The following is a 26,555-nucleotide window of genomic DNA, read 5'->3' as shown; positions in this document are numbered from 1 at the left end:
ATAACCTGTTTATTTCAGCCGGCCTGCTCACTTGCGGCGGGCACGATAGGAAACTAGCAGTCCCCCACATCCGAGCGCTATTAGAGCCACCGACAGCGGAGCAGAGGGACTGGCACCGGTTTCAGAAAGCACAGTCGGTTCCACTGAAGTAGGAGGCAGGGTAGACGGTGGTGGAGTAGATGGCGGCGGAGTAGTGGGAGGTGGAGCCTGGGGTAGGGTATATTGTTCATCCGTTTCGGTTTCCGAACTTCTAAAAGCCTGTGTCCGAGAGTCGCCCTCATAGCTAGTGACAAACACATAGGTATCTTTGCATTCGAAGCGTTCCAGGCTGAGCGGGGTTCCCTCTTTATCTTTGTCGACAATATAGGTTCCGTTCTTAGCCGGTAACTCAATTCTCGCTAGGGGTTCTTTCCCTTGGGCATCTTGGTCTTTAATGGGCTGGGGCAAACAGTAAAGGTCATTGCGGACTACCCGTTCATCGCCCTTCCATTTGCCGCTGCCGGTAAATTCCAAGTGGTCGTCGGGGAATCCGCTCAGTTCTACCTGATCGGTCAATATTTTGTCCTCTTTATCAGTTACTACTTTTGCCTGAGTTTTTACCCCGGGGAAAAACGGCAGTACTTGCGTTTCGTCTTCCTCGAAAAAATTGGGGACATAGTCAGCTTTCAAATAGGTATTCTCCGGCTGCAGATCCCGGTGAGCGGCGGCGACAAAAGTATAGAAACCGGATTTGTCTATCTTGAAGGGATCAGTTTCATTTGAGATAGTAACGCCCTTTTCTGCCTCTTGCTCATTTTGGGGAGTCGCGGGTAACTTCCAGGTTTTTAATGGCTGAGCCTGAGCTGGAATCTGTCCCGGGCCACGCGCAGAGCTAAAAGGGCCGTAAAGCGACAAGTCGATCATTACTGTTTGCCAGCTATCTTTTCCGGTGTTCTTCCCCCATTTTTCTTCGGCTGTCACCAAAATAGTGTCCGTTAACTCGGATCCTCCTTCTAGCGGATTCATTTTCGATTTAGTCTGTGTTTTTACCGCAAAGAATTGTCGAGGATCAGCATTGGTGGTGGCGATGGCGCTTAGCTGCGAATTCGGGCCGGCGATCAGCAAATCCTGCCAACGCTGGTGTTCCCATACCTCGTAAGTAACTGGCGGCAGTCCTGCCACCTCAACCTGGGCACTGACTTTTCCCGGGCCGGTTATCTCAATCGGGATCTCTTTGACCGTAGCTTCGGAGGAAGTAATTAGGGTTTTAGGCTGGCCTTTACTGGAAAAATGTGCCGCCCCCGATAAGGTGATGCTTTCTTTGAAGCCATTGAGAGGGCGGCCGGCTGCGCTTTGGGGCACTGGCAAGCGCACGGTTCCTTGCTTGGATCCCGGCTTTACTTGTATTTCTGGTTTTCCCATCCGGTAGGGACCGGCATAGGCAGCGGCTTGCTGCAATAGCTGGGCTGCTCTCTGCTTGATTGGGGCGGAGCCATTTTGCTTTGTGGTTAGACGTCCGGACAGAGAGTGAATTGCATAGACTGTGGCTCCCAGTTCCGGGTTTCCTTTAGCGATAGCGCTTCGCAGCTGGCCAGCCAGATATGCCACCCGATATTGTGCCGATGCCGGAAAGATTACGGCAGTCCCCTTGACCTTATCTTTAACTTCGAAAGTAGCTTTGTTGGAGCGATACTCTTTTCCCGCACCGATTACTCTGCGCCCTTCATACGTAATCCATTTGTTTCGCGGCGAGTTGATCTGCCGATCTGTGGCACAGACTGCGATTTTACTATCGTCTGCAGACTTTCGGGCGTTCAACTCCATTTTTGAGTCCCCATAACTCTTCCAGGCTGCCCCAGGTCCGGCGGCTTGGGAAGTACCCTGATCGGTAACTACCATAGCGGAACTGATCATGGCGATGGCGGCGGCGAGCCCGAGGATACCGAGATGTTTTCGTCTTTGGGCTCGTCGTCGACGGCGAGGACTGATTCTCGAGGAAGGATCGGGTATCTGACTATTTCTGGCGGGAGTATTACCGCTATTTTTTACTGTTTCCATACCCATAGATTCCGCTTTGGGAAGGAGGTAAGCCAGATCCAAAAAACATTTTCAGGGTATCGGGAAACCAAATCGCCTTGGGGACAATCCCGCAGCTACTCGCGGAAGCGAAAGTACTATCTTCCCGAGAGTGTTACTTACTTTTTGTAAAACAGCTGGACAAATCACCCATAATATACTTTAATCACAATAGAAACATTTACAACATTCGTAACTTACATAACAAGATGGTCCCAATGGTTAGTAAGAAAAATATTTTTAAAATAGCAGCTGGCATCCTCGCCCTCTCGTTAGCAATACTTTCAGTTCCCCTCTCATCGGCGTTTGGCAAAACTGGTTTCCGGGCGGGAAACATTATTTCTGATGCCAACATGTATCAGAAGATCCCCTCCATGTCAGCGGCAGAAATTCAAAAATTCCTGGAGACCCAAGGCGCAGATTGTCGCGGCAATGGATGCTTGAAAAATATGCGCCTAAATACCCGGTCTTTTAACGCCGACAACTACTGCAAGGGCAGTTACCGGGGAGCAAACAATGAGCCAGTTTCACAGGTTATCTTCAAGATTTCCCAGGCTTGCCAAATCAGCCCGAAGGTTTTACTGGTGACCATTCAAAAAGAACAATCCGGAATTACTCGCAACCTGTCAACTGTTAGCCAAAATAAACTTACCGGCTACGGATGCCCAGACGGCAAGCCCTGCAATGAGCAATACTATGGGGTTCAAAATCAAATCTATCAGGCGGCGCACCAGTTGCAGCGATACCGTCTCAAGCCGGGATACTACAGTTACCGGGGCGGCAAAACCGCCAATATCAAGCTTTCTTACCAAAACGGATGCGGGGCTTCAACAGTCAGATTAGAAAACCAGGCCACAGCATCGCTCTACAATTACACCCCTTACCAGCCGAATCAAGCTTTGCTATCCGGCAAGCCTGACCGGTGTTCTTCTGACGGTAACTACAATTTCTTCAACATTTATCAACGCTGGTTCGGAGACCCAAGAGGCTCAGCTCCTGCAGCCACACCCAATAAGAAAGTCGTGGTTCCTGAGGGCGGATACACCGGCACTTCCAATAACACCAAAGCCCAAGCCGCCAAGGAACAGGTGACTAGCACCCCGGCTACTGGCAGCAACGCTAACGCCACCCAAAAGGTAGGCTTGGCGAGCTTTAGATCCTCCAGCACTGCTACAACTGCTAATCCTCAAGCCACTACCAGCCCCCAGTTGGCTAGCAATTCCAAGCCTGAAAATAGTTCCCAGGCTACGAAGGATGCGGCCGCTCAAAACGCTGCTATAAAGGCCACAGAGCATGAAAAAGCTCAGCAGGAGGCAACGGCGGCAGAGGCAAAGAAAGCGGCAGCCGCTACCCAAAAAGAAAAACCAACCCAACCTAACTCAAAGTCCCCAGCAGCAAAGTCTCAAAACGATACTGTGACCAGGCCACAATCTACTGGCGCCACCCCAAACAAAACAAAGCCAGCGAAGGCGACTACTAAGCCAGCAAACTCCAACAACGATCCGGCTTTGGCTAGTACCGGTACCCTTGGAGGCACAGTAACAATCCTGTCGCTAGTTTTAGTGATAGCAGGCTGGAGGATTCGCAAGAACGTGATTGACAACCGTCCGATCCGCGTCAACTGCTAACGGAGGCCAAAACCTGCGCGACTATTTCTTGGGTCTCCTGCGGCCCGGAAGTCGAGCGGGTTTGTACCCCAGTTCGCACCGCCGGATAATCATTTCCATCCGGGTCGAGACGGTCCCCCACAAATAGCACTTCGGTCGGCTCCAGCGCTGTTTGCGCTAGGAACTTCTCCACCCCATAGGCTTTATCAATCCCGCGCATCGTAATATCCACAGACGTAGATCCTCCCGAAAGCACCGTCAGCTCTGGCAGAAGCTTACCGGCACGGGCAGCAAGCTCCGCCCGCTTAGCCCCACTGGGATCCCAAGCATCTTTTGCTTCCCTGGCTGCCTGTTGCCCGAGGGCGGAATAGGTTAGCTGCGAACCTCGGTTTTCAATTATCTCCCCCGCCGGATTCTCGCACCAATACCCGAGGGAGCGAGCAACTTCCTCGATTACCCTCCGCGCCTTGTGCACCTGTTCTGGCGCCATTTTCAGCACATACTGCGCCCTCCAGTCCCCGTCTGCAAATAGATAATAACGAGTACCGCAAGTGGGCAGCAGATGTAGCTGCTGGGGATAGAAATCATGCTCCGCTAAAGGATCTAAGAGCTGGCGGGAAAACTGCTGGAAGGAACCCCCGCTGATCACCCCGGTAGGTAAAACGCGGGTAAGACGCGCGAAGACGCTCGCCATTTCGGGCAGCATCACCTGTTTCGAGGGTGCCAAAGTGCCATCCAGGTCAAATATCATCGCCTTAATCACGCCCACTCGTTGCCTTTCTTGCGCGGTTCCATAAGTTAACCAAAAAGCCATTGTAGAGCTAAAAACGAGTCGGAACTGCATTTACCTGAGGCAACTTAGTTTAGTAATTTACCCCCGGCCAATCGGAGCCCAGGATCGCTTGTCAGGTATTGCTACGGCAGCAGAGCCAAAAAGATCTAAAAATAGCGTATCTTGAGAATTTAAGCCTCCCATCGACAGCGTGTAATCGTTTTCACAATAGCGATTCTAATCTAATAATTACCGGTTCTACCAGGTATTTTATTGACAACAAAAGCCGCACACCACCAAAATTTCTCATATTTTTTGTCCTGACATTGACGCTCTTCAAAAAAACCTCGTATAGTAAACATGTAAACGTTTCCACGAGGGAGAAAGTTCAAATCGAACTTTTCGAATCGCTAGAACAGAAAGAGAGAAAATAAAAATGGCTACTTTGGTTGCTCCTTCGATTTCATTGTCTTCTACTCGGCTTGAAGAGCCGAAGATGGTTGCCTACATCGCTTTCATCTCCCTGATGGTAGCTGGTGTAGCGATTACTCTGATCGGTGCATTTTCCGCTTACGCGGTCACCGCAATCCTGGGCGGACTCCTAACTGCGGTTAGCGGATTTGGTTTCGCCTGGTCTAATGTTTATTTCCAGCTCAAGGGAGAATAGGTTTTACCTGGCATACGCCTAAAAACCATATGCGCGTCGCCGCCAGCGACGCCTAAAGTCTCGCTGAGCTAGATATAACAGCTGAATAGAATCTCGGAAAGTCTAGACGCTAGCGTACTTAAGACGCTAGGCGTCAAGATGGTCTGGACAGCCTCCTAATAGTTCTTGTCTCGGCAGGCTCTCTCAAGACTGTTACCTTTGCGGGGCGGATGGATTTCCATCCGCCCCGCTTTTCTATTTTCACGCCGAGTTTCGATGCCCTCACTTTTCCCTTAAGCAGATATTTTCAGGCAACATCTCCAGCCGCGGATTTTACAACTACTGCAGCCAACCATCTCAGATCCTCCCTACCCCAGGGAGCAAAGACAAATTAAACAGCTAAATAAAAAATGGGCAGGTTCTTCTTTTCAAAAGAACCTGCCCACCCAGTTGCGGCAACTAGCAGATACTTAATCGCCTCAACAGTAGTAACTTGCTTTATAGCGACATATCAACCACTGCGCGACCTTGCACCTTGCCCTGGGAAAGCAGCTTATAGGTGGCGCCGGCTTCTTCTAGCGGAATCCGCTTGGTAACAATCTTCTGGTAATCAATCATTCCCAGATCAGCCATCCGGATTACCTCCGGCAAATCCTGACGGGTACGGGCACCGTACGATCCTAAAATGTGCTGAGAGCGACGGACTAGGCGATTAATCTCTACCTGCGCAGTTTGCACTCCAGCCCCCAGGCCGATCGGCACCATGCGGCCTCCATCTTTAAGTACATCCAAGGCAGTGGTCCAGGTTTCCGGACGCCCGAGCGCCTCAAATGCTACATCTACGCCCTTGCCACCGGTAATCTTGAGGATTTCGCCGCGCGCATCCTGAGTGACCGAGTTAATTACGTCGGTGGCACCCAGTTCTTTAGCGCTGGCGAGTTTGTCATCGGAAATATCGATTGCCACAATCTGGCTGGCACCAAAGGCTTTAGCGATCTGAATAATGTTAGACCCCACGCCTCCGGTGGCAACTACCGCCACGGATTCACCAAAGTGCAGGTCAGCACCGCGACGTACCGCTCCATAGGCGGTCATCGCGGCACAACCAATAATCGCCGAGGAAACCAAATCCATACTAGAAGGCACCACTGCTACCGAGGTGGAGGGCACTACTGCGTATTCGGCGAGTCCACCCATGGAGTACATGGCGATTTCGCTGCCATCTAGATCAGCCAGCCGGGTGGTGCCATCATAGAGCTTGCCCTGCAAACGGTTGAGGTCAAAGAAAGGCGCGCACAAATCGTCGCGTCCAGAAGCACAGGCTTCACATTGACCGCACGGCATCAGGAAGGCTCCGGAAACATACTGTCCAACTTCCAGCCCGGTATGTTCATTGCCTTCGCCCAGCTCCACGATTTGTCCGGCAACTTCATGCCCGAGGACGCAGGGCTTAGGGAAGTCGATGGCTCCCCCGATTACATGCAGGTCAGAATGGCAAAGACCGCAGGCAGCGACTTTAATGAGCACCTCGCCCGCCTTGGGGTGGGGGGTACGAATCTCATTTACTTCCAGTCCCTTCTCAACATCACGAAGAACTGCGGCCTTCATTGTCTCGGGAATCGTCATATCCTGCTCCTTTGCTAGCTTTTATATCCGAATTTGTTACAGCCTTGACAGGTGCGCCCTAGAAGCTGCTCCTGTCACTCACTTCCAGTATCGTACAGATCCACATCTTTGTCCATACATTTTGACAAAAAGTGATTTTTTTACCTAAAGACTATATTAAAGACGACACGGACGGGACTATAGACACAAGTAAAAACGCTGCATAAGAAGATTTAACCCAGTTCCGGCATGCGTTGGTATTACTATATAAATGTAATAACAATAGCTCTATTGGTTTGCGCTTACCGAAGCTTCCTGGGTTCCTTAACCGTACCCCTTAGAGGCAACAAACTACAGATACTGACTCTAACTCCCGAGCCGTCGCGATGGTGCCACGAACACCTCCAGCATCTATCGGATCCTAGAAAGGAAACCATGCTTGACCTCACTCCTGGGCTAATCGCTATCTTGGTCGCCTGTGCTTTAATGTGCGGACTGGCAAAAACCGCCCTTCCGGGACTAGCCTGCATCCCGGTCGCCATCCTGGCAGCAGTAATGCCTACCCGCCCCTCCACTGCCCTAATGCTGCTGATGCTGCTGACCGGAGACCTGCTGGCCATCTGGACTTACCGTAAAGATGCTGATTGGAAAGTTCTGCGCGGCCTGTTTCCACCGGTAGCCGTGGGGGTAGCTATCGGCGCAGTTTTTCTGGCAAAAGTCTCTAACCAGGTGATGAAAGTTTCTATCGGGATTATTATTTTGGCGTTGACTGCCCTCACCCTGGGACTAATCTGGTATGCGCGCCGCACCGGACGTGACCTGGCGACCTCTATGGGCACTTCCCTACCCGCGCGGCTTTTTTACGGTTCTCTATCGGGCTTTACCACTATGGCCGCGAACTCAGGAGGCCCGGTGGTCTCCCTTTACTTCCTGGCCTCCCGTTTTGAAGTCCGCCGCTTCATGGGCACTCAAGCCTGGTTTTTCTTTATCGTCAACCTGCTAAAACTACCTTTTTCCGCCGGTATTGGCTTGATTGATCGGCAAATGCTACTGATCGCCCTATGCCTCGCTCCTCTAGTTCTAGGGGCAGCCCTCCTGGGGCGCTGGTGGATAGGGCGCATCGACAACAAAATCTTCGATCCCATTGTCACTGTCCTAACCATCGTTTCCGCAGTGTTCCTGCTGCTCTAACCGCGAGTGCGCCGCGTAATCCGATCGCGCCAGGAAAGGTTTTCCTCCCGCCCAAGAATTCGGAAAAACACCTCAGGCATTTTCCGAATTCTTATGCCCACCGCGCCCACTCGGATAAAACCTTTCCCGGCGCCTAAACCTATTTTCTCTCCGCGCAAACACAATTCGGTGGCTTTCGATTACCAGCACACGCAAACGCGGGGGCGAGCTGAGCTCGCCCCCGCGTATCAGGTAACTGACCTACAGATTTTCAGCTGTAGATTTAGCAGTTATTAGCTGTACATGTGCTCCATGTAGGTTTCGATTTCATCCAAAGACCGTCCGGAGGTTTCCGGCATGATCTTGAATAGCACCACTGCAATGATCAGGTTTAGTACCCCGTACATTGCGTAGGTGGGTCCACCGCCCAGAGCGGCAATCATCGGCGGGAAGGTCCAGGTAATGATGGCGTTCATAATCCACATACAGAAGATGGCAGTACCATTCATAATTCCGCGTACATTCGCGGGGAACATCTCACCCAGCATCGTCCAGACTACGGTACCGTTCGAAGACTGCACCACCAGCATGAATAGCGACATCATTAGCAGCACCAAGTACCCTGCCCACACCGGCACGCTGCCGGCTGCGTCATGCGGAGCAATCACAAACTGGAAGATTACAGCAATTCCCAGCAGCAGGATACCTACCAGGGTGACGTCCCAGATCAAAATGGTGCGCCGGCGGAACTTGGTAATCAGAATCAAGCCGATTGCCGAACCCACCACGCTCATCACGCCGTTAGCTACCTGCGCAGTAATCGCGGCAGAAGTTCCCATACCGGCAATACCCAAGACTTTCGGGGCGTAATACATAACGGTATTTACCCCGGTAGTCTGGTTGACAATCGCCAGGAATATACCAACGAACATTAGTTTACGCAGCCACGGCGTGTTCATTACGTCGCGGAAAGTACCCTTCTTGCCATGTTTTTCATTCTGGCGAGCCTCGACCATCTCGTATAGTTCCTCGGTAAGATCCCCATCTTTCTTGGGGTCACGTACCCGCTTCAAGGATCCAATAGCGGCGTAGACTTCCTGCTGCAGTACATGCCAACGCGAAGACTCCGGCATCAGGTGCATCCCTAGCCACAGAGCAACGGCAGGCACAGAACACAACACAATCATCCAACGCCAGGCAGAGCCGTTACCGGCGGAAACCGCCATATTCGAGATGAATTCGTGGATTGCTTGGGCATCAGAGCTACCCAGGTGCTTAGAAACGATCTGGTTTAAGGCATCCCAGGAGTATTCTCCAGCCTTCACTACCCCAGCAGGATCCGATTTGACGGTAATCTGCGGGCCGCCGTGAGCAGAGTTAATGATGGCATTCATCGAGAAGGCTAACAACTGGCCGACCACAATCATCAGCTGGTCAACAGCCACGATGGTACCGCGGATACGCTTAGGCGCAGTTTCCGCCAGGAATACCGGCACGGTTGCCGAGGCGCCACCTACGGCTAGCCCCAGGATCAGGCGGAACGGATACATTACCCAAATATTGGGGGCGAAAGTATTTCCGAGGGCGCCGATCAGGAACAGAATCGCCAGCATGATGATGTTGTGCCGGCGTCCATAACGGTCGGAGAGCCGCCCTCCAAATAGCGCTCCGAAGGCTGCGCCAAGGGTAAGAATACCGCCAATCGCACCCTCTTGAGCCGGGGTAATCCCCATGCCGCCTGCACCATGTGGCATATACATATAGGGCAAGGCTCCGGAGATAACCCCGGTGTCATACCCGAATAGCAGGGAGCCTAGCGTAGCCACTGCTGCCACGGCGATAACTCCCCGGTGTTTACCGGAGGCTGGCGCTTCTTGCACCATTTCGCGCAGTTCATCTTTACTCAACTCATTAAGAGGAGTTTTTTTCTTATTAATTTCCATTGCTAGAACTTTCTATATTGAAGAGATAGGTTATTTGTCGTAAGTGGTGATGCCGCTTACTTTAGGGACATCGTGCCATTTACCGTCTGCGGCGGAGGCCACGGTTGCCTGGTCGATCTCGGCTGCAGACCAACCATCAGCCACTGACGGCGCCACCTGCTCACCGGTTAAAACACCCGACAAGAATTGGAAACACTCGACCGCTTTCATATCGTCAAAGCCCATCGAAGTACCCGCTCCCGGCTGGAAACGCGAGAAATGCGGATAGTGAGGATTAGCCATCGAACGCACATACCCGTGAATAACCCCATTATCCTGACCAATACAAGCCTGCAGATCATTGAGGTATTCAAAGTTCCAACGCACCGAACCCTCGGTACCATAAACTTCCACAATATACTCAGCGCGCGGCCCCACGCTGACGCGAGAAGACTCCATAGTCCCCACCACGCCGGAATCAAAACGCACCATCATGGCCACATAGTCCTCGTTCCCGACTTCCTTCTTTTCATCAGAAACTTCCCAACCAGTATGACCCACACCAGTCTTAGTAGGAATAGGACGCTCTTTAATAAACGTGTCAGTAAGCGCCGACACCTGACTAATCCGATCACGCAACACATACTGCACCAGGTCAGCCCCATGACTCATGAGGTCACCAACCACACCAGCACCTGCCTTATCCCGGTCATAACGCCAGGTATAAGGCCCATCAGGACTAGCAGCATAATCAGCGATTAACCAACAACGAACGTTGGTAATCCGCCCCAGCTTCCCCTGCGCAATCAGTTCTCGCGCCTGCTCAACCGCCGGGGTATGGCGATAGTTAAAACCAACCGCCGTATTAACCCCCGCCTTAGCCGCAGCCTCAGCTATCTGCCGAGACTCAGTAGCACTTACCCCCATTGGTTTTTCAATCCAGAAAGGCTTACCAGCCTCCGCCGCCGCAACCGCGATCTCACGATGCAAAAAGTTGGGCGAACAAATAGAGACCACATCCACTTCCGGATCTGAGAGCACCTCCCGGTAATCAGCAACCGCTTTCTCAAAGCCCAAAGCTTTAGTTGCCAGCTCTTGGGTCTCAGCGATCGGATCACAAGCAACCACCAAACGCACCTCAGCTCCCAACTCCGGGAAACGCTCAGCCATCGCCTTATAGGAACGCGTATGCAAACGCCCCATCCAGCCCAGGGATATTACCCCTACGCCAATTTTTTTCTTATCGGACATCTAAACTCCTTACCCAGCCACCATCGGCCGTCATGCATTCAGCGCGTCGGAGCCTCCCTGCTCTATTACGCACGCCATTCAATGTAACCGAATTATTTCGCTTTGTCCAGCATTTGACTTAACATTGTTACATTTAATGGTGAGACGAGTATATAAGAAGAAAAACAAAGAGGCGCGGGGAGAGTTTACCCGGGCACTTACCCGATTAAACTCTCCCCGCGCGCATTGGCAGTTAATGCCCTCGCGCTCCATTTCCCTGCATTTCATCGCTATTCGCAGATGAACTAGGGATTAGTCCCATAAGCGGTTTCTTCGGGATTACCAGCACACGCAAACGTAGGGACGAGCTCAGCTCGCCCCCACGTATCAGGTAACTGACCTACAGATTTTCACCTGGAGATTTAGCAGTTACTTACTATAAATGTGCTGCATATAGGATTCGATTTCCTCCAAGGAACGCCCAGATGTTTCCGGCATTATCTTGAACAGCACCACCGCAATGATCAGGTTCAATACCCCGTATAAGGCATAGGTTGGTCCTGGCCCCAAAGCAGCTACCATCGGGGGAAAGGTCCAGGTAATAAAGGCGCTGACGATCCACATACAGAAAATGGCAGTACCATTCATAATCCCCCGTACATCCGCGGGGAACATTTCACCTAGCATCGTCCACACCACGGTGCCGTTCGAAGACTGCACCGCCAGCAAAAAAATCGACATCAACGCCAAGACTAGGTAACCTGCCCAAGCAGGCACCGCTGAGTCGGAAATATGCGGAGTAATCGCAAACTGGAAGACCAAGGCGATTCCAAGCAAGCTAATGCCAACTAAGGCCACATCCCAGATCAAAATAGTGCGCCGGCGGAACTTGGTAATCAGGATCAAACCGATTGCCGATCCCACGACGCTCATTAAGCCGTTCGCAACCTGCGCGAAAATCGCAGCAGAACTTCCCATGCCCGCAACGTTGAGAACTTTCGGCGCGTAATACAAAACCGTATTTACCCCGGTGGTTTGGTTGGCAATTGCCAGAAAAATCCCCACGAACATCAGTTTCCGCAGCCAGGGAGTGCCGATCACCTCCCGGAAAGTAGCTTCTTTCCCAAGACCTTGGCGTTGACGAGCCTGTACCATTTCCAGGAGCTCAATAGCGAGATCCCCATCTTTCTTCGGGTCACGGACCCGTTTAAGGGAGCCGATAGCAGCATAAACCTCTTGCTGTAATAGGTACCAGCGTGAAGATTCTGGAATCAGCTGCATTCCTAGCCACATGGCGATTGCCGGCGCAGAACAGGCGACAACCATCCAGCGCCAGGCAGTCCCATTACCGCCGGCAATCACCATATTGGAAAGAAAATCGTGCACTTTTTGCACGTCATCACTGCCCAGGTGGTTAGCCACCAACCGGTTCAACGTATCCCAGGAATATTCACCGGTCTTTACTACTCCCGCCGGATCCGATTTCACGATGATCCGAGGCCCGCCGTAGCAGAAATTAATAATCGCATTCATCGAGAAAGCCAATAGCAGTCCCGTTACAATCATCAGCTGATTAACCGCTAAAATGGTACCCCGGATGCGCTGGGGTGCAGATTCTGCCAAGAACACCGGCACAATAGCCGAAGTAGCTCCAATTGCAAACCCTAGGATTAGGAGAAATGGATACATCACCCAAATATGGGGGGCAAAGGCATTCCCGAGGGTGCCTACCACGAACAGCACCGTTAGTGGGATCATGGCGTGCTTACGCCCGTAACGATCCGACAGCCGTCCTCCCAATAGCGCCCCAAATGCAGCGCCCAAGGGAAGAATACCGCCGATAGCGCCCTCTTGTGCAGGGGTAATCCTCATCCCGCCAGCTCCATACGGCATACACATATAGGGCAAGGCTCCGGAAATAACCCCGATATCGTAGCCGAAAACCAAAGATTCCAGAGCGGCCAAAACGGTTAAGCTAATAACTCCGCGCTTTTTGCCTGCAGGCGGAGTTTCCTGCACCATCTGGCGCAGTGTTTCTTCACTTAACTGCGCCAGCGGAGTTTTCCCACGGTAATTTGCCACTGCTGAAACCTTCTGTGATCGAAAAAGGAAGCTATCTATTTTATCTTGCTACGGAACTAACATAAAGGTATTTCCTCATCAGGTTTGCCCTACTGGCAAGAAAATACCAAAGGCGCGGGGAGAGTTTACCCGGGCACTTACCCGATTAAACTCTCCCCGCGCCTTACAGCTATCAGGAACCCGACGAAAAATCTTGCCAGATCTTAGGCCTTAGCGATCCCTTTAAAAAGCTATCGAAAACCTACTTGGCTTTCTCGATAATTTCGCTAACCCGCCAACGCTTGGTCTTGGACAGGGGACGAGTCTCCATAATCCGTACCAAGTCGCCGGTGCCGCATTCATTATTCTCGTCATGCACCTTGTAGCGCTTGCGGCGGTTAATCACCTTGCCGTACAAGCGATGCTTAACGCGATCTTCGACCTGCACAACTACCGTCTTATCCATCTTGTCAGATACGACGTAGCCCTGCAGCACCTTGCGGTGATTACGCTCTACCGTAGCGGTTTTCTCTGTTTCTTCGCTCATGAATCCTACTCCTCAGCCTGCGGAGCGGTACGAATACCGAGCTCCCGCTCTCTAGCGATGGTGTAAATGCGGGCAATATCGCGACGCAACTGCCCGATCTGACCGCGATCCTCACCAGCACCGGTGGCCAGCTGGAAACGCAGATTGAACAGCTCGGTCTTAGCTTCGTCTAGTTTCTGGGAAAGCTGTTCTTCGTCCAGCAAATCCAAATCAGACATTTTAAGGCCCTTAGCCATTACTGATCACCGCCTTCACGACTAATGAACCGGGTCTTAATCGGCAGCTTGTGCTGCGCGCGGCTCATAGCTTCCCGAGCGATGTCTTCAGACACGCCCGCCAATTCGAACAGTACGCGACCAGGTTTGACCGGAGCCACCCACCATTCAGGAGAGCCTTTACCAGAACCCATACGAGTTTCAGCCGGCTTCTTGGTCAGCGGACGGTCGGGGAAAATGTTGATCCACACTTTACCGCCGCGCTTAATGTAGCGTGTCATCGCGATACGAGCGGCTTCGATCTGCCGGTTGGTGATATAGGCGTGATCGAGAGCCTGAATGCCGTATTCGCCGAACGCCAGTTCGGTACCGCGCTTAGCCATGCCCTTACGGTTGGGGCGATGCTGTTTGCGCCATTTAGTCCTACGAGGAATTAACACGTTACTCCTCCGTTCCGTTTTCTTGCGGCTTCTCGGCGTCGGCTACCGGCTTTTCAGCAGGAGCCTCAGCCGCGGGTGCCTCTTTTTCCGAGGACGTAGCCTCGGCGTTTCCCGCCGGTGCCTGGGCAGCGGCCTCTTGCCGGCCCTCGCCCCGTCCGCGCCGGCCGCCGCGTCCGCCATCCCGACCTGCGCGGCCACGACGTCCGCTTCCGCGTCCGCCGCGTCCACCGGATTCCGCCTGTTTCCGGGCGAATTCGGTTTCTGTGAGATCGCCTTTATAAATCCACACTTTCACGCCGATGCGTCCGAAAGTGGTGTGAGCTTCATAGAAGCCGTAATCGATCAGGGCGCGCAGCGTATGCAACGGCACCCGACCTTCGCGGTAAAACTCTGAACGTGACATTTCTGCCCCGCCCAGACGGCCAGAGCACTGCACCCGGATCCCGAGGGCTCCCCCGCGTAGCGCCGACTGCATACCTTTACGCATTGCGCGCCTAAACGATACGCGTGCCGCAAGCTGTTCCGCGATCCCTTGCGCCACTAGCTGCGCATCGATCTCGGGATTCTTAACCTCGAGGATGTTCAGCTGCACCTGCTTACCGGTGAGCTTCTCCAAATCGCCACGCAGGCGATCTGCCTCAGCGCCACGCCGGCCAATAACGATACCGGGGCGAGCGGTATGCAAATCAACCCGTACCCGATCGCGGGTGCGTTCAATATCGATCTGCGAAATCCCGGCGCGCTCCAGGCTCCTTTCCATGACCTTACGAATGCGCACATCTTCATCTACGAAATCACTGTAACGCTGTCCCGGCTTAGTGGAGTCCGAGAACCAGCGGGAACGGTGATCGGTGGTAATACCTAGCCGAAAACCGGTAGGGCTAACCTTTTGTCCCATTAGTCGTTCTCCTCTTCCTGTTTGCCGTCAGAAACTTCGATCGTAATGTGGCTGGTCCGTTTAAGGATTCGCCCAGCACGCCCTTGCGCGCGCGGACGGAATCGCTTCATCGTGGGGCCTTCATCTACGTATGCCCGCGAAACCTTCAGTTCCGCAAACGTTTCTTTGTCGCCAGACCGATCTGCTTTAGCGGCGGCGTTGTACATTGCGCTGCGAAGCACCTTGCGAACATCAGTTGCGACCGCTTGCGGAGCGAAACGCAGGATGTCGTAGGCCTCGAGGGCGTTCTTGCCGCGAATCATGTTCACGACGCGACGCGACTTCTGCGGCGTAGAGCGCACGAAACGCGCTTTCGCCATGCCTTCCATCTTTGCCTTCTTTCTCTTCCGGCGCGCCTAGCGGCGGCGTGCCTTTCGGTCGTCCTTGTCATGTCCGCGGAAGGTACGAGTAGGAGCAAATTCGCCCAACTTGTGACCAACCATGTTTTCGGTGATGTACACCGGAACGTGTTTGCGTCCGTCGTGTACCGCGATAGTGTGCCCAATAAAATCGGGGGTAATCATAGAGCGGCGTGACCAGGTCTTGATAACCGACTTTTTATTGGCGTCATTCAGAGCGTCGACTTTTTTCATCAAATGGTCGTCGACGAAAGGACCCTTCTTTAGGCTACGTGCCATGATTTATCTCCTACCTAACGCTTCTTGCCGGTCCGCCGACGACGCACAATCAGGCGATCGCTGGCTTTATTCGGACGGCGGGTACGACCCTCGGGCTTACCCCAGGGGCTAACCGGGTGACGACCACCGGAAGTACGGCCTTCGCCGCCACCGTGCGGGTGATCAACCGGGTTCATTACCACACCACGTACCTTGGGACGATTGCCCTTCCAGCGCATCCGTCCGGCTTTACCCCAGTTGATATTGCCGTGGTCAGAGTTACCAACCTCGCCGATGGTGGCGCGGCAAGCAGCCTCCACGTTACGGATTTCCCCGGAAGGCATCCGCAGCTGGGCATATTTGCCTTCTTTCGCCACCAGCTGCACGGAAACTCCCGCGCTGCGAGCAATCTTCGCTCCCCCGCCAGGACGCATTTCCACTGCGTGAATCACGGTACCCAACGGAATGTTGGTTAGGGGCAAACAATTGCCAGGCTTAATATCAGCAGCCGGCCCCTGTTCTATCCGGTCGCCCTGATGCAACTTATTGGGGGCAATGATGTAACGCTTGTCGCCATCTGCATAGTGCAGAAGGGCGATATTGGCGCTGCGGTTCGGATCATATTCGATGTGGGCAACCTTTGCGGGCACCCCATCTTTGTCGTGACGACGGAAATCGATCACGCGGTAACGGCGCTTATGTCCCCCGCCACGCCGGCGGGAAGTGATACGGCCGTCATTGTTACGTCCACCGGTTTTGTGGATAGGACGCAGCAGAGACTTCTCCGGATGGTCGCGGGTGATTTCCGCGAAATCGGAAACCGACGCGAAGCGACGCCCGGGAGTAGTCGGCTTGTATTTACGAATACCCATTACTTGTTCACCCCTTACGCAGACGCTTCGTTGAAGATATCGATTGTGCCTTCAGCGAGGGTAATAATGGCGCGTTTGCCATCTTTCCGCTTGCCATATCCGGTGCGAGTACGTACCCGCTTACCTTTGCGCGCAATCGTATTTACGGTCTTTACTTTCACATCGAAGATTTTTTCGATGGCAATCCGAATCTCGGTCTTATTGGCTTTGGGGTCTACCTCGAAAGTGTATTTACCCTGATCCATTAGGCCATAGGCTTTTTCCGAGACGATCGGGCGGTAAATAATATCCCGCGGGTTCTTAGTAACCTCGAGTGCCATTGCTTTACGCCTCCTGTCCGGTCTTGTCGGAGATGAACTGGCGAATCGCGGCCTCAGTGAAGATAACGTCCTCATTGTTGAGTACGTCATAGGTGTTGAGCTGGTCAACCATGAGCAGATGTACCTGCGGCAGGTTACGCACTGACAATACCTGTTCTTCTTCCGAGCGGCTCAGCACTACCAGAACGTAACGCTGATCTACCAGGGATTCGATATGTTCGCGACCCGCTTTGGTGGAAGGGGTATCCCCGGCCACCAACTGAGATACGAGATGCATACGATCCTTGCGTACCCGATCAGACAAAGCGCAAGCTAGAGCCGCCGCCTTCATCTTCTTGGGGGTACGCTGGGAGTAGTCGCGCGGTTGTGGGCCATGGGCTACTCCGCCACCACGCCACTGCGGTGCGCGAATGGAGCCTTGACGAGCCCGGCCGGTGCCTTTCTGACGCCACGGCTTCTTGCCGCCACCACGCACCCGACCACGGGTCTTCGTGGAGTGAGTACCCTGACGAGCCGCTGCCAGCTGGGCGTTAACTACCTGGTGCATTAAAGCGATATTGGGATCCCGATCAAAAATGCTGGCGGGCAGATCAACGCTGCCAACTTGCTTACCAGCGGGATCAGTTACGTTTAGCGAAAGATTAGTCATAGTTACGCACCTTTCACTGCACTACGAATCAGGACAATGCCGCCCTTGGGGCCGGGAATAGCCCCGGTAACCAAGACAATGCCTTTTTCGGCATCGACTGCCTGAACTTTAAGATTTTGGATGGTACGGCGATCCCCACCCATGCGTCCGGCCATGCGTAGGCCTTTGAATACGCGTCCGGGGGTGGCGCAAGCGCCGATAGAACCAGGTTTACGGTGGTTACGGTGAGCACCATGGGAGGCAGAAACACCGGCAAAGCCGTGGCGTTTCATAACCCCGGCGAAGCCTTTACCTTTGGTCTTTCCGGTAACATCCACTTTCTGGCCGACTTCAAAAATGTCGGCAGCCAGTTCCTGGCCAAGAGTGAATTCGTCATCTCCGCCAGTGCGCACCTCTACCAGGTGGCGACGGGGGCTGACGCCTGCTTTATTGAAATGGCCGGCAAGGGGCTTGGTGACTTTGCGCTGGTCAATCTGGCCAAAACCGATTTGAATGGCTGTGTAGCCATCGGTTTCTTGGTCACGGACCTGCGTCACCACGTTCTTGTCGACCTGCACGACGGTGATGGGAACGACTTTTCCGTCTTCGTCCCAAACCTGCGTCATGCCTAGCTTGCGGCCGAGAAGTGCCCTGGTGGGTACTGCGGCAGCCGGCTGGGTCTGCGTGGTCATAATTATTATCCTTAGAGTTTGATCTCGATGTTTACGTCAGCGGGCAAATCGAGACGCATTAGCGAATCGACTGCCTTAGGCGTCGGGTCGACAATATCGATGAGTCGTTTGTGCGTACGCATTTCAAACTGCTCACGACTGTCCTTGTACTTGTGTGGCGACCGAATCACGGTGAACGTGTTCTTTTCGGTCGGCAAAGGTACTGGGCCTACCACTGTGGCGCCCGCGCGCTGGACCGTTTCCACGATCTTTTTCGCGGACGAGTCAATGACCTGATGGTCATATGACTTCAGCCGGATGCGGATTTTCTGTCCCGCCATTCCGTCTACCTCTTCTTCTTCCGTAGATGTTTCCCCGGTGATTATCCCGGGCCTGCCAGGGGATTTCCTCCCTTGCTTGCGCCAAGCCCGCAGGGGCGAACTTAGCCGGTGACAAGCGCAAAAAGCCCTAAAACATATTAGGGAGGTGATCTGCGTGCTCCCCGGCGAACTGTTTCACCAGGCACGAATCGATTCCTGCGTTCTTGCTACCGGGCGCTAGGAGAGCGGGTACGCGCTGCGCACCTTTCAACTAGAGCCAGTAAACAACTCTAACGCGCCGCCTCGAACCCTTTCAAGCTGCACTCATGTGAATGACCCCACGTCCCCGCATCCGGGCGTGTCGCAGCACTTATTTTCTGCCGCGCAAGGGTTGCTTTTAGTAATATCCTGCGCGGAAACTAGGTTTTTCCTCCCGCCCAAAAACTCTAAAAATGCTCTACGCATTTTCAGAGTTATACGCCCGCCTAGCCTAATCGGATAAAACCTAGTTCCCGCGCAGCCTGCCAAGAAATACCCTTACGCAGGCACCATACTTGAGCGGGAAAAATTTATCCGAGTGGGCGCGGTGAAACTGTCTGCCGCAATCAGGGAGCGCCGCGCTCGACCTTTCTTGCTCTCATTAACGGCGACCTGTCGGAATTTCCGACAGGTCGCCGCCACCTCCAACTCGTCCTCGGAATAAATATCGCCATTTTCCCCTCCCCCGCGTTTCCCTTGGCGAAAATTTCCGCGCATAAACGCCGCTTTGAAGTAACAGGAATTAACAGATGCTGGGCATCAACTCCTGCTGTGGGGGTTAGCGATAGATTTCGCGCCGATGTCTTATGAAGAGTGCAAGAATAACAAAGCGGTCATCTTTGATTTCGACTATAAGCCGATAATCCCCAATCCGATAGCGCCATAATCCAGCTAGATTTCCCGTTAAAGCTTTTCCGAGGGCGCGTGGGTTTTCGGTACCGGAAATATGCTTAGTGATCCATCCCTTTATGATGCGTTGTGTGTTACGGTCAAGCTTTTTAAAGTCTTTATCAAAGCGTTTCGATGTTTGCAGGGTCCATCTCATAGACCGCACTCTTCCCATAGTTCTTCAATGGGACGTGATTTGCGGCCATCGCGCTCGTATTCTTCAAGAGCTTCGCGCGCTATTTGTAAGTCGTATTCATCTTCAAGCCGCTCAAAGAACGCCTGTTTAAAGGCATCGCCAAGAGAGATTGAATGAATGCGCGCATAGCTGGAGGCTAGACGTTGTTCTTCGTCAGTCAAACTAATAGATATCGGCATAATACAATCTCCCCTTTCCTTAACTTCATAGTATTCCGGTTATGGGCAAACACATCAAGGGTGTCGGCTTTTTTCCAATGACATAGTGCCGTAACCGGGTTGACATCGTGGCGGTAGGGGTATTATCTCGCGCAAAAGTGGAGATAATCCCCACCTGACATTGGGGCTGCCGCTGTAAAAGCGCTCGGGGGACCCCAGTGAGCCTTGCTTCGCTCGGATCTAGCCCCCTCTCGCATTTTTACCTGGTCAGCCCATTTACAGCCGCAGCACTTACGGGTGCAGAACACCGTACCGCATGCGGGGGGAGGTTTTATCCGAGTAGGTGCGGTGGGCATAAGAATTTGGGAAACGTCGCTACGTTTCTCAAATTCTTGGGTGGGAGGAAAAACTATCCCCCGCCGCTTGCCCCAACTGAAGGACAATTAAAAAAGTTGTGCCTGGGAGTTAACTCCCAGGCACAACTGAAAAGATTAGAAACTAATCGTTGATTAGTTTACAGATCGATCTTGGTTACACGACCAGAACCAACGGTGCGGCCACCTTCACGAATAGCGAAGCCGAGGCCAACCTCCATAGCGATAGGCTGAATGAGCTCTACCGAGATTTCGGTGGTGTCACCGGGCATAACCATTTCCTTGCCCTCGGGCAGGGTGATAACGCCGGTAACGTCGGTGGTACGGAAGTAGAACTGGGGACGGTAGCCAGAGTAGAAGCTCTTGTGGCGGCCACCTTCGTCCTTCTTCAGAATGTAGACCTGACCTTCAAACTTGGTGTGGGTGGTGATAGAACCGGGAGCAACCACAACCTGGCCGCGCTCAACGTCTTCACGCTTGATACCACGCAGCAACAGACCGGTGTTGTCACCAGCTTCAGCAGTATCCATAGACTTGTGGAAGGTCTCGATACCGGTAACGGTGGTCTTCTGAGGATCGCGAATACCCAGGATTTCCACTTCGGAGTTCAGCGGAAGGGTACCGCGCTCAACACGACCGGTAACCACAGTGCCACGACCGGTAATGGTGAATACGTCCTCAACCGGCATCAAGAAGGGCTTGTCCAGATCGCGAACCGGTTCCGGAATGTATTCGTCAACCGCTTCCATCAGCTTCTGAACCTGGCCAACCCACTTTTCGTCGCCCTCGAGCGCCTTCAAAGCAGACACCTGGATGATCGGAGCGTTATCGCCATCGAAGTCCTGGCTGGACAGCAGGTCGCGGCATTCTTCCTCAACCAGTTCCAGCATTTCTTCGTCGTCAACCATGTCGCACTTGTTCAGAGCGACCAGGATGGCGGGAACGCCCACCTGACGAGCGAGCAGTACGTGCTCACGAGTCTGAGCCATGGGGCCGTCAGTTGCGGCAACCACCAAGATGGCTCCATCCATCTGGGCTGCGCCGGTAATCATGTTCTTGATGTAGTCGGCGTGACCGGGGGCGTCTACGTGTGCGTAGTGACGCTTCTCAGTCTGGTATTCAACGTGGGAAACGTTAATGGTAATCCCGCGTTCACGTTCTTCCGGAGCGTTGTCTACGTCCTCGAAAGGAGTAAATGCATTCAGTTCCGGATAGGTGTCATGCAGCACTTTGGTGATAGCCGCGGTCAAGGTGGTCTTGCCGTGGTCAACGTGCCCAATAGTACCAATGTTAACGTGCGGTTTAGTCCGCTCGTACTTAGCCTTAGCCACTTAATGTCCTCCTGGACTCGGGTAGTTATCTATCGCTTGGTTGTCAAAGTAAAGGTTAACACCCAACGCGAATGATCTCCTACGGGTTTATCTGTGATTTTTAACAAAATAAAAGGCACCCGCGAGGGCTATTCGCCTCGGGTCTTAGCAATGATTTCCTCAGCAACTGAGCGGGGGACCTCATCGTAGCTGTCAAACTGCATCGTGTAAACGGCGCGACCCTGCGTCTTTGAACGCAAGTCGCCCACATACCCAAACATTTCCGACAGCGGAACCTTTGCCCGGACTTCTTTCACTCCATTGACATCGTCCATGGACTGAATAAATCCGCGGCGAGAGGAAAGATCGCCCATCACGTCACCCATGTACTCTTCCGGAGTTCTGACCTCAACGGCCATAATCGGTTCGAGCAATACGGGCTTAGCGCGACGTGCACCCTCCCTCAAAACCATGTTACCGGCAATCTTGAATGCCATTTCCGAAGAGTCGACGTCATGGTAAGCACCATCCGTCAAGGTCGCCTTAATACCGGTTAGCGGGTAACCAGCCAAGACGCCTCCCTCCATGGATTCGCGAATGCCCTGGTCTACCGAAGGAATGTATTCGCGAGGAATACGTCCACCGGTAATCTTGTTTACAAACTCGTATGGTTCTTCCGCATCCGTAGGGAGCGGTTCGAAAGTGACCAGTACCTTTGCGAACTGGCCGGAACCACCGGTCTGCTTCTTGTGAGTGTACTCTACATCCTCGACCGTCTTACGGATGGTTTCGCGGTAGGCAACCATCGGTGCGCCCACATTTGCTTCCACGTGAAACTCGCGTTTCATCCGGTCTACCAGTACGTCCAGGTGGAGCTCGCCCATACCGCCAATCACGGTCTGGCCGGTCTCGTCATCTAGGCGGACGGTGAAGGTCGGGTCTTCTTCCGCCAGGCGCTGAATCGCAATGCCTAGCTTCTCCTGGTCAGCCTTGGTCTTAGGCTCGATAGCCACGTGAATAACCGGATCCGGGAAGTTCATAGATTCCAAAACTACCGGATGGTCACTGTCGCACAAGGTATCGCCAGTGGTGGTGTCTTTCAAACCCACGAAGGCGTAAATGTTACCGGCATGTGCGACCTCAATCGGATTTTCCTTATTGGAGTGCATCTGGAAAATCTTGCCAACGCGCTCTTTCTTATCCTTGGTGGCGTTGGCCAGGTTAGACCCGGCCTTAATCTGCCCAGAATAAATTCGCACGTATGTCAGTTTGCCGTAGAAAGGATGCGCGGCAATCTTAAACGCTAAAGCAGCGAAAGGAGCCTCATTATCCGGAGGACAAAGCACCGTCTTTTCTTCATCGCTGGGTAGATGTCCCTCAAGAGCGGGAACATCCAACGGCGAAGGCAGGTAACGTAAAACGCCATCGAGAACCGGCTGTACACCCTTGTTCTTGAAAGCGCTACCCGCGAACACCGGGTAAATTTCGCTCTTCAAAGTGAGTTCGCGAATACCCGCGATGATCTGTTCGTTGGTAAGCTCCCCGTTTTCCAGGTAAGCCTCCATCAATTCATCGTTAGCTTCCGCGGCCGCGTCAATCAGTTTCTCGCGGTACTCTTCCGCGCGAGCCTGCAGATCAGCAGGAATCTCGCCGTATTCTAAGATTGCCCCCAATGTGGGGTCGCCTTCTTTAACCTTACCGCCGGCTTTCTCAGCCTGCTCGGCGCTGAAAGTCTCGGGGAAGTAGATTGCTTTCATTTCCAGCAAATCAACAACCCCTTTAAACTCGGCCTCAGCACCAATCGGCAGTACCATCACTACCGGCTTGGCGTGCAGACGGTCTTCAATAGTCTTAACCGAGTAGTAGAAGTCCGCACCCAGTTTGTCCATCTTATTGACGAAGCAAATACGGGGAACGTCATACTTATCCGCCTGACGCCAAACGGTTTCCGACTGGGGCTCTACGCCCTCTTTGCCGTCGAAAACGGCAACTGCACCGTCGAGGACGCGCAGGGAGCGCTCTACCTCAACAGTAAAGTCAACGTGACCAGGGGTATCAATGATGTTAATCTGCTTACCGTTCCAAAAGCAGGTAGTTGCCGCGGAGGTAATGGTGATTCCGCGTTCTTTTTCCTGTTCCATCCAGTCCATGGTGCCGGCACCATCATGGGTTTCCCCAATCTTGTAGTTGATGCCCGTGTAGTACAGGATGCGTTCAGTTACAGTGGTTTTACCAGCATCAATGTGTGCCATGATGCCGATGTTGCGAACCTGAGATAGGTCAGCAAGCACTTCTAATGCCACAATCGTTCCTTCCGGTTAGGTTTACCAGCGGTAATGAGCGAAAGCCTTGTTGGACTCCGCCATCTTGTGCATATCTTCACGACGCTTCACCGCAGCACCCAAGCCGTTAGAAGCATCCAAAATTTCGTTCATGAGGCGTTCGGTCATGGTTTTTTCGCGGCGCTGCCGCGAAAAATCAACCAGCCAACGCAGCGCCAAAGTGGTCGCGCGCGCCGGGCGCACTTCCACCGGTACCTGATAGGTGGCGCCACCGACACGGCGAGAACGAACCTCTAGAGCAGGACGAACATTTTCTAGAGCTCGTTTGAGCACGCTTACCGGTTCCTGCTCGGTACGTTCACGTACGCCCTCGAGCGCACCGTAAACGATACGTTCCGCCAAAGATTTCTTGCCGTCTAGCAGCACCCGATTGACCAACTGGGTAACAATGGTCGAGTTATAAACCGGATCAACTGCCAAAGGGCGCTTGGGAGCTGGACCTTTACGAGGCATACTACTTCTTCTCCTTCTTCGCGCCGTACTTGGACCGACCCTGGCCACGGTCACGCACACCCTGGGTGTCCAGCGCGCCGCGCACGATGTGGAAACGCACACCGGGCAGATCCTTTACACGTCCACCGCGCACCAGCACAATGGAGTGTTCTTGCAGATTGTGTCCCTCGCCGGGGATGTAAGCGGTCACTTCAATGCCGCTAGACAGGCGAACACGCGCCACTTTCCGCAATGCCGAGTTCGGCTTCTTCGGGGTGGTGGTGTAAACACGAGTGCAAACGCCGCGACGCTGGGGCGAGCCCTTTAGCGCACGAGTTTTACTCTTCGCCTTCTTAGTTGAGCGTCCTTTGCGGACCAACTGTTGGATGGTAGGCACTACTTCTCCTGTTACTTAATGTCGAAACACTTGCCACGCGGTACCAAGATATCAGCCCCGAAAACGGGCATGCTGCACCGCCGGGGCCGGCCCGCCAGGTTAAGGCTGCACAGGATGCTTGCCTAGGTGGTCAGCGGATCGCGCCTAACTGACTTACCCTTAACGTCCGGAGCTCAACGGAAAAGAGCCCGCGCCAGAAAATCCGGCTAGTTCGGAGCCCGGTATCGCGGGCACCATGTTTAAAGTTAGTCAGCCCCCCTATTGCTGGTCAAACCGGATTAAACAATAACCGCTCTTTTGTGACTGATTACATGTGCAAAGCTAGAGTTCCGGGATCGTTTGCCGATATTACCGGTAGGTTCGTGTCGGCTAGCTTCCTGGCATATTATGGGGAATCGTGCGTCCATCTAGCCTGCCTGTAAACGGAGTTTTGCAATACCGTGTCTCCCGGCTAAGCGATTATGAATGCCACTTAGAGCAGGTAATAGGGCTTTTAGAGCAAAACCATCGGCTAGTTTCAACGGAAAGCACTTCCCCGGATACCTTTACCGTTTGGAGCGGGTCGAGGCTCAAGTTAGCAGGTTTAGGAATCGCTTGGCAGGCCAGTTTTAGCGGCGATAATGCTTTTTCTAAAGCCGAGGACGCGTGGCGGGATTTGTGCAAGCACGCTCAGAATACTGCTGGTAACTCGAGCGACATTTCAGAGGGAAGTACGGGGGTCAAGCATACGGAAGCAGGAAAGCTAAACTGGCCGCTAGTTTTGGGCAGTTTCGGATTTACTGCCACTACCCCCTCACTGCTACTAGTGCCGACTTTAGCGGTAGTTTCCAGCGGCTCTCACACCTGGCTGTGGCAAGCTCGCTGGCAGGCAAGGCAAGCAGATTTCCAAGGACGCCGGGCGAATGCACAGGAAGCGGAGAAGCCTACAGCAGCGCATACTGCTCAATCATCCCCGCTATCGCCTTCCAGCCCGGCGCAGGTACTTCGCGAAACGTACCCCCATTTAAAACCAGAAGCCTGGAAGGCGGCAGTCGGGCGCGCGGTAGCAGAAATCCGCGCCGGAAGCGCGGAAAAAATCGTGCTTGCCCGGGATAAAGAACTAGCCTTTGACCGCGATGTTTCCTTGACCAGGGTCACCAAATACTTGGCCGACAAATACCCTACTTGCTGGACTTATGCGATTGGTGACCTGGTGGGAGCCAGCCCCGAAATGCTAGCTAGTGTAAATGAAGGGAAGCTGCTATGTCGCGTCCTCGCAGGCTCCGCCGTTCCTTCCCAGGAACAACGTCTGTTAAACGACCCCAAAGAGCAGTTAGAGCATCGCTTAGCGGTACAAAGCGCCCAGGAATCGCTGACCGAACTGAACTTAGATTTACAGGTACCTGCCCCGCGCCTGCTGCACCTGGGGTATGTTACCCATTTGGCAACCGATATTACCGCCGAGAACCTTGCAGAACAGGCAGTTACTTCTCTGCGTGCGGCAGCGGCGCTCCATCCCACGGCAGCAGTTTGTGGCAAACCCCGCGAAGTTGCTGCCGAACGTCTGTCCGCCCTCGAAGCTATGGATCGGCGCCGTTACGCCGCCCCAATCGGTTGGATGGATGCTGGTGGCGAGGGCGAGTGGGCGATTGCCCTGCGGTGCGCGCAGCGCAACCCTGCTCGCGCTGACACTTACCGACTGATAGCTGGGGCGGGAATCATGGCAGATTCTGATCCCCAGCGCGAACTGGCCGAAACCGAAACCAAAATGTCACCTCTCTACCGCGCCCTCCAGGCGTAAAACT

Annotated in this window: 28 protein-coding genes; 4 read left to right on the top strand and 24 right to left on the bottom strand. The window is 53.4% G+C overall.

Going from position 1 to position 26,555, the window contains the following annotated elements:
* Positions 1-27: 27 nt before the first annotated feature.
* Positions 28-2,037 (bottom strand): hypothetical protein, encoded by a 2,010-nt coding sequence (locus L0M99_RS01395; protein ID WP_238127489.1) that lies wholly within the window; start codon positions 2,035-2,037, stop codon positions 28-30.
* Between the two features lie 236 nt (positions 2,038-2,273).
* Between L0M99_RS01395 and L0M99_RS01390 the strand changes: the two genes are divergently transcribed.
* Positions 2,274-3,683, top strand: a complete 1,410-nt coding sequence (locus L0M99_RS01390; protein WP_238127488.1) for a hypothetical protein — start codon at positions 2,274-2,276, stop codon at positions 3,681-3,683.
* Here the strand turns inward: L0M99_RS01390 and L0M99_RS01385 are convergent.
* The gene (locus tag L0M99_RS01385; protein WP_238127487.1) at positions 3,673-4,476 is read right to left on the bottom strand and encodes an HAD-IIB family hydrolase; all 804 of its coding nucleotides are present in this window, start codon (positions 4,474-4,476) and stop codon (positions 3,673-3,675) included. The genes L0M99_RS01390 and L0M99_RS01385 overlap by 11 nt on opposite strands.
* A gap of 394 nt (positions 4,477-4,870) precedes the next feature.
* Here L0M99_RS01385 and L0M99_RS01380 point away from each other — a divergent pair, with 394 nt between their 5' ends.
* Positions 4,871-5,101: a hypothetical protein gene (locus tag L0M99_RS01380; protein WP_024059439.1), complete on the top strand. Its 231-nt coding sequence runs from the start codon at positions 4,871-4,873 to the stop codon at positions 5,099-5,101.
* 477 nt (positions 5,102-5,578) lie between these two features.
* Here the strand turns inward: L0M99_RS01380 and L0M99_RS01375 are convergent, their stop codons facing one another.
* Positions 5,579-6,706, bottom strand: a complete 1,128-nt coding sequence (locus tag L0M99_RS01375; protein WP_024059440.1) for a zinc-binding dehydrogenase — start codon at positions 6,704-6,706, stop codon at positions 5,579-5,581.
* A gap of 414 nt (positions 6,707-7,120) precedes the next feature.
* Here L0M99_RS01375 and L0M99_RS01370 point away from each other — a divergent pair, with 414 nt between their 5' ends.
* Complete coding sequence (locus L0M99_RS01370) at positions 7,121-7,876, top strand: sulfite exporter TauE/SafE family protein (RefSeq protein ID WP_024059441.1); 756 nt, start codon at positions 7,121-7,123, stop codon at positions 7,874-7,876.
* A 272-nt stretch (positions 7,877-8,148) separates the two neighbouring features.
* On the opposite strand, the gene L0M99_RS01365 is transcribed toward L0M99_RS01370, so the two are convergent.
* From L0M99_RS01365 to rpsL, 21 genes are all read right to left on the bottom strand, one after another.
* Positions 8,149-9,738, bottom strand: a complete 1,590-nt coding sequence (locus tag L0M99_RS01365) for an MFS transporter (RefSeq protein ID WP_399336746.1) — start codon at positions 9,736-9,738, stop codon at positions 8,149-8,151.
* 90 nt (positions 9,739-9,828) lie between these two features.
* Positions 9,829-11,028 (bottom strand): Gfo/Idh/MocA family protein, encoded by a 1,200-nt coding sequence (locus L0M99_RS01360; RefSeq protein ID WP_024059443.1) that lies wholly within the window; start codon positions 11,026-11,028, stop codon positions 9,829-9,831.
* 408 nt (positions 11,029-11,436) lie between these two features.
* A complete protein-coding gene (locus tag L0M99_RS01355; RefSeq protein WP_238127506.1) occupies positions 11,437-13,029 on the bottom strand; it encodes an MFS transporter in 1,593 nt (530 codons plus the stop codon).
* A gap of 301 nt (positions 13,030-13,330) precedes the next feature.
* The gene (gene rpsQ, locus L0M99_RS01350; RefSeq protein ID WP_022864269.1) at positions 13,331-13,615 is read right to left on the bottom strand and encodes a 30S ribosomal protein S17; all 285 of its coding nucleotides are present in this window, start codon (positions 13,613-13,615) and stop codon (positions 13,331-13,333) included.
* A 5-nt stretch (positions 13,616-13,620) separates the two neighbouring features.
* Positions 13,621-13,851 (bottom strand): 50S ribosomal protein L29, encoded by a 231-nt coding sequence (gene rpmC / locus L0M99_RS01345; RefSeq protein WP_022864270.1) that lies wholly within the window; start codon positions 13,849-13,851, stop codon positions 13,621-13,623.
* Positions 13,851-14,270: a 50S ribosomal protein L16 gene (gene rplP, locus L0M99_RS01340; protein ID WP_024059446.1), complete on the bottom strand. Its 420-nt coding sequence runs from the start codon at positions 14,268-14,270 to the stop codon at positions 13,851-13,853. Before rplP ends, rpmC begins: the two co-directional genes overlap by 1 nt.
* 1 nt (position 14,271) lies before the next feature.
* Positions 14,272-15,168: a 30S ribosomal protein S3 gene (rpsC, locus tag L0M99_RS01335; RefSeq protein WP_238127486.1), complete on the bottom strand. Its 897-nt coding sequence runs from the start codon at positions 15,166-15,168 to the stop codon at positions 14,272-14,274.
* Positions 15,168-15,536, bottom strand: coding sequence for a 50S ribosomal protein L22 (gene rplV / locus L0M99_RS01330; RefSeq protein ID WP_022864273.1), 369 nt, complete (start codon positions 15,534-15,536; stop codon positions 15,168-15,170). The genes rpsC and rplV overlap by 1 nt, the downstream gene beginning before the upstream one ends.
* Positions 15,537-15,563: 27 nt before the next feature.
* Positions 15,564-15,845: a 30S ribosomal protein S19 gene (gene rpsS / locus L0M99_RS01325; protein WP_024059448.1), complete on the bottom strand. Its 282-nt coding sequence runs from the start codon at positions 15,843-15,845 to the stop codon at positions 15,564-15,566.
* Positions 15,846-15,859: 14 nt separating this feature from the next.
* Positions 15,860-16,696 carry a 50S ribosomal protein L2 gene (rplB, locus tag L0M99_RS01320; RefSeq protein ID WP_024059449.1) on the bottom strand — a complete coding sequence of 279 codons (837 nt, stop codon included), beginning with the start codon at positions 16,694-16,696 and terminating at the stop codon, positions 15,860-15,862.
* Positions 16,697-16,710: 14 nt separating this feature from the next.
* Entirely contained in the window at positions 16,711-17,016 is a 306-nt protein-coding gene (gene rplW, locus L0M99_RS01315) for a 50S ribosomal protein L23 (RefSeq protein WP_024059450.1), read from the bottom strand.
* 4 nt (positions 17,017-17,020) lie between these two features.
* Positions 17,021-17,665, bottom strand: a complete 645-nt coding sequence (rplD, locus tag L0M99_RS01310) for a 50S ribosomal protein L4 (protein WP_024059451.1) — start codon at positions 17,663-17,665, stop codon at positions 17,021-17,023.
* 2 nt (positions 17,666-17,667) lie between these two features.
* Positions 17,668-18,336 carry a 50S ribosomal protein L3 gene (gene rplC / locus L0M99_RS01305; protein ID WP_024059452.1) on the bottom strand — a complete coding sequence of 223 codons (669 nt, stop codon included), beginning with the start codon at positions 18,334-18,336 and terminating at the stop codon, positions 17,668-17,670.
* Positions 18,337-18,347: 11 nt separating this feature from the next.
* On the bottom strand, positions 18,348-18,656 hold the full coding sequence (rpsJ, locus tag L0M99_RS01300; protein WP_022864279.1) for a 30S ribosomal protein S10: 309 nt from the start codon (positions 18,654-18,656) through the stop codon (positions 18,348-18,350).
* A gap of 516 nt (positions 18,657-19,172) precedes the next feature.
* Entirely contained in the window at positions 19,173-19,391 is a 219-nt protein-coding gene (locus tag L0M99_RS01295; RefSeq protein WP_238127485.1) for a hypothetical protein, read from the bottom strand.
* A gap of 61 nt (positions 19,392-19,452) precedes the next feature.
* The gene (locus L0M99_RS01290; RefSeq protein WP_024059453.1) at positions 19,453-19,719 is read right to left on the bottom strand and encodes a type II toxin-antitoxin system RelE family toxin; all 267 of its coding nucleotides are present in this window, start codon (positions 19,717-19,719) and stop codon (positions 19,453-19,455) included.
* A complete protein-coding gene (relB, locus tag L0M99_RS01285; protein ID WP_024059454.1) occupies positions 19,716-19,937 on the bottom strand; it encodes a type II toxin-antitoxin system RelB family antitoxin in 222 nt (73 codons plus the stop codon). Before relB ends, L0M99_RS01290 begins: the two co-directional genes overlap by 4 nt.
* A 493-nt stretch (positions 19,938-20,430) precedes the next feature.
* Entirely contained in the window at positions 20,431-21,621 is a 1,191-nt protein-coding gene (gene tuf / locus L0M99_RS01280) for an elongation factor Tu (protein ID WP_024059455.1), read from the bottom strand.
* Between the two features lie 128 nt (positions 21,622-21,749).
* A complete protein-coding gene (gene fusA / locus L0M99_RS01275) occupies positions 21,750-23,903 on the bottom strand; it encodes an elongation factor G (RefSeq protein WP_238127484.1) in 2,154 nt (717 codons plus the stop codon).
* Positions 23,904-23,924: 21 nt separating this feature from the next.
* Entirely contained in the window at positions 23,925-24,395 is a 471-nt protein-coding gene (rpsG, locus tag L0M99_RS01270; RefSeq protein WP_022864283.1) for a 30S ribosomal protein S7, read from the bottom strand.
* Position 24,396: 1 nt separating this feature from the next.
* The gene (gene rpsL / locus L0M99_RS01265) at positions 24,397-24,771 is read right to left on the bottom strand and encodes a 30S ribosomal protein S12 (protein ID WP_022864284.1); all 375 of its coding nucleotides are present in this window, start codon (positions 24,769-24,771) and stop codon (positions 24,397-24,399) included.
* Between the two features lie 397 nt (positions 24,772-25,168).
* Between rpsL and L0M99_RS01260 the strand changes: the two genes are divergently transcribed.
* Positions 25,169-26,551 carry an isochorismate synthase gene (locus L0M99_RS01260; RefSeq protein ID WP_238127483.1) on the top strand — a complete coding sequence of 461 codons (1,383 nt, stop codon included), beginning with the start codon at positions 25,169-25,171 and terminating at the stop codon, positions 26,549-26,551.
* The last annotated feature ends 4 nt before the right edge of the window (positions 26,552-26,555 follow it).

This window comes from Varibaculum cambriense, from assembly GCF_022133705.1.
Lineage (GTDB): Bacteria > Actinomycetota > Actinomycetes > Actinomycetales > Actinomycetaceae > Varibaculum > Varibaculum cambriense_A.
The sequence above is the reverse complement of the archived record's forward strand: the minus strand, read 5'-3'. Positions and strand labels throughout refer to the sequence as shown.

Excerpts from the sequence above, each read along its gene's own strand:
- rpsS (WP_024059448.1), bottom strand. The coding sequence starts at position 15,845 with ATGGCACGTAGCCTAAAGAAGGGTCCTTTCGTCGACGACCATTTGATG.
- rpsG (WP_022864283.1), bottom strand. The coding sequence starts at position 24,395 with ATGCCTCGTAAAGGTCCAGCTCCCAAGCGCCCTTTGGCAGTTGATCCG.
- L0M99_RS01365 (WP_399336746.1), bottom strand. The coding sequence starts at position 9,738 with ATGGTGCAAGAAGCGCCAGCCTCCGGTAAACACCGGGGAGTTATCGCC.
- L0M99_RS01390 (WP_238127488.1), top strand. The coding sequence starts at position 2,274 with ATGGTTAGTAAGAAAAATATTTTTAAAATAGCAGCTGGCATCCTCGCC.
- L0M99_RS01370 (WP_024059441.1), top strand. The coding sequence starts at position 7,121 with ATGCTTGACCTCACTCCTGGGCTAATCGCTATCTTGGTCGCCTGTGCT.
- L0M99_RS01395 (WP_238127489.1), bottom strand. The coding sequence starts at position 2,037 with ATGGAAACAGTAAAAAATAGCGGTAATACTCCCGCCAGAAATAGTCAG.
- rpsJ (WP_022864279.1), bottom strand. The coding sequence starts at position 18,656 with ATGGCGGGACAGAAAATCCGCATCCGGCTGAAGTCATATGACCATCAG.
- rplV (WP_022864273.1), bottom strand. The coding sequence starts at position 15,536 with ATGGAAGGCATGGCGAAAGCGCGTTTCGTGCGCTCTACGCCGCAGAAG.
- rpsC (WP_238127486.1), bottom strand. The coding sequence starts at position 15,168 with ATGGGACAAAAGGTTAGCCCTACCGGTTTTCGGCTAGGTATTACCACC.
- rplB (WP_024059449.1), bottom strand. The coding sequence starts at position 16,696 with ATGGGTATTCGTAAATACAAGCCGACTACTCCCGGGCGTCGCTTCGCG.
- rplW (WP_024059450.1), bottom strand. The coding sequence starts at position 17,016 with ATGGCACTCGAGGTTACTAAGAACCCGCGGGATATTATTTACCGCCCG.
- L0M99_RS01295 (WP_238127485.1), bottom strand. The coding sequence starts at position 19,391 with ATGCGCGGAAATTTTCGCCAAGGGAAACGCGGGGGAGGGGAAAATGGC.
- relB (WP_024059454.1), bottom strand. The coding sequence starts at position 19,937 with ATGCCGATATCTATTAGTTTGACTGACGAAGAACAACGTCTAGCCTCC.
- L0M99_RS01355 (WP_238127506.1), bottom strand. The coding sequence starts at position 13,029 with ATGGTGCAGGAAACTCCGCCTGCAGGCAAAAAGCGCGGAGTTATTAGC.
- L0M99_RS01375 (WP_024059440.1), bottom strand. The coding sequence starts at position 6,706 with ATGACGATTCCCGAGACAATGAAGGCCGCAGTTCTTCGTGATGTTGAG.
- L0M99_RS01360 (WP_024059443.1), bottom strand. The coding sequence starts at position 11,028 with ATGTCCGATAAGAAAAAAATTGGCGTAGGGGTAATATCCCTGGGCTGG.
- rplD (WP_024059451.1), bottom strand. The coding sequence starts at position 17,665 with ATGACTAATCTTTCGCTAAACGTAACTGATCCCGCTGGTAAGCAAGTT.
- L0M99_RS01385 (WP_238127487.1), bottom strand. The coding sequence starts at position 4,476 with ATGGCTTTTTGGTTAACTTATGGAACCGCGCAAGAAAGGCAACGAGTG.
- rpsQ (WP_022864269.1), bottom strand. The coding sequence starts at position 13,615 with ATGAGCGAAGAAACAGAGAAAACCGCTACGGTAGAGCGTAATCACCGC.
- L0M99_RS01290 (WP_024059453.1), bottom strand. The coding sequence starts at position 19,719 with ATGAGATGGACCCTGCAAACATCGAAACGCTTTGATAAAGACTTTAAA.
- rplC (WP_024059452.1), bottom strand. The coding sequence starts at position 18,336 with ATGACCACGCAGACCCAGCCGGCTGCCGCAGTACCCACCAGGGCACTT.
- rpmC (WP_022864270.1), bottom strand. The coding sequence starts at position 13,851 with ATGGCTAAGGGCCTTAAAATGTCTGATTTGGATTTGCTGGACGAAGAA.
- L0M99_RS01380 (WP_024059439.1), top strand. The coding sequence starts at position 4,871 with ATGGCTACTTTGGTTGCTCCTTCGATTTCATTGTCTTCTACTCGGCTT.